This is a genomic window from Acinetobacter stercoris (genome assembly GCF_900323515.1).
Lineage (GTDB): Bacteria > Pseudomonadota > Gammaproteobacteria > Pseudomonadales > Moraxellaceae > Acinetobacter > Acinetobacter stercoris.
In genome coordinates, this window is record NZ_OOGT01000354.1 from 1 (window position 1) to 1,888 (window position 1,888).

Here is a 1,888-nt window from a genome sequence, read left to right on the forward strand (position 1 = left end):
CTAATAGATTAATTCTATTAATTTTTTTATTAAAATTATCAAATTTATATATTTAAAAAACTGAATTTCTTTGCATAAATTATTATAGATACGACTTGGTTTTTCACTCCTACTCTAGAATACTACGCTTTTAAAATATTTTACACGAAAAGATATGACCTGGTTTCTTTTTATATTAGGTGCAATTATTGCTGGATTCGTACAAGGATTAACTGGTTTTGCCTTTGCACTGATTGCCATGTCATTTTGGGTATGGATACTCACTCCACAACTGGCAGCACCTCTTGTCGTTTTTGCTTCTCTATGGAGCCATATTATTTCAATCAGCAAAGAACAAAAGCATGAAATGTCTTTTTCAATTGTTATGCCTTATATTATTGCGGGTATTATCGGTGTACCACTAGGTATATATTTATTAAACATTATCAATGCAGATATTTTTAAAATTGTGCTTGGAATGTTTTTAGTCATCTGGTGCCCTGTCATGTACTTTGCACCAACACTGCCACATATTCAAAAAATGGGACGAGCTGCAGATAGCAGTATCGGCTTTATTGGTGGAATACTTGGTGGTTTAGGTGGCTTTTGTGGTGCTATTCCCTCTGCCTGGGTAATGCTTAAAAATCTTCCCAAACAACAGCAACGTTATATTTTGCGTCATTTTAATTTCGCTATTCAATTATTTACAATCGCAGGATATATTTGGCATGACAGTTTAAATTCAGCGCATATCCCTTATATACTTGTGCTTATGCTTTGTGTCACTCTTCCATCAATATTAGGTGCAAAATTTTTTTATATGATCTCGGAAAAACAATTTAAACATATTGTTCTCAGCTTATTATTTGCATCTGGTTTTTTCCTGTTAAGTATTACACTCGTTAAGCTTCTATAAACTATAGACAACTTTATATTTTCAAAATATATAAGCTACTATAAAAACAAACATGTATCATCAATCAACTTAATCAATAATACTATTCTGTTTGTAATCAACACTAAATTACGAGACACTGTAATTTACTATCATATTTTCATCATGTGGAATAATCATGCTCATCCAAGAACAAATTGTTTTAGTAACAGGTGGAGCTAGAGGACTCGGCAGAGCAATTAGCTATGCTTTGCTTCGCGAAGGTGCAAAAGTCGTAGTAAATTATCTGAATAGCCATGATCAGGCATTAGAGTTATATCGCCAATTTCCCAATCAAGTCTTTATTTATCAAGCTGATGTTACTCAGGCCGATCAGGTTAAATAACTTTTCTTATCTGCAAAAAAACATTTTAAGCATCCGATTACATCAGTTATTAATAATGCGCTTATCCATTTTAAATTTAATGGAGAAGACCGGCCAAAAGTCGAAGAGTTAAAATGGGAAACCATGCAACAACAGCTAGAAGGTGCATTAAAAGCTTGTTTGAATACAACACAGGCTGCGTTACCAGATATGAAGCACTATCGCTTTGGACGTATTGTGAATATTGGAACAAACCTGGTTCAGAATCCTGTAGTTCCTTATCATGATTATACCAGCGCCAAAGCTGCACTTTTGGCATTTACACGCACCTCAGCTCATGAACTTGGGCAATATGGTATTAATATTAATATGCTTTCTGGTGGTTTATTACAAACAACTGATGCAAGTAAAGCAACACCTATGGAAGTATTTGAGCTGATTGCCAGTTCTACTCCTCTTCGAAAAGTTACAACTCCTGAAGAATTTGCAGATGCTATTTTATTATTTTTGTCTCCATTTTCACGTGCAGTTACAGGGCAAAATTTAATTGTGGATGGCGGTCTGGTAAAAAGTTAGTTTTATATTATTCTGAGTATATTTTATTTGCCGTTTTTTTAGCCATGTAAACATTAAATATTAGACATTTACAT

Annotated in this window: 1 protein-coding gene and 1 pseudogene; both read left to right on the forward strand. The window is 33.6% G+C overall.

The window, feature by feature from the left end; translation table 11 throughout:
• The first annotated feature begins 154 nt into the window (after positions 1-154).
• Positions 155-895, forward strand: a complete 741-nt coding sequence (locus tag KPC_RS19435) for a sulfite exporter TauE/SafE family protein (RefSeq protein WP_121975950.1) — start codon at positions 155-157, stop codon at positions 893-895.
• Positions 896-1,052: 157 nt separating this feature from the next.
• Positions 1,053-1,814 (forward strand): annotated as a pseudogene (locus KPC_RS19440) (3-oxoacyl-ACP reductase).
• Positions 1,815-1,888: the final 74 nt, after the last annotated feature.

Coding starts and splice junctions, on each gene's coding strand:
- KPC_RS19435 (WP_121975950.1), top strand. CDS start 155: ATGACCTGGTTTCTTTTTATATTAGGTGCAATTATTGCTGGATTCGTA.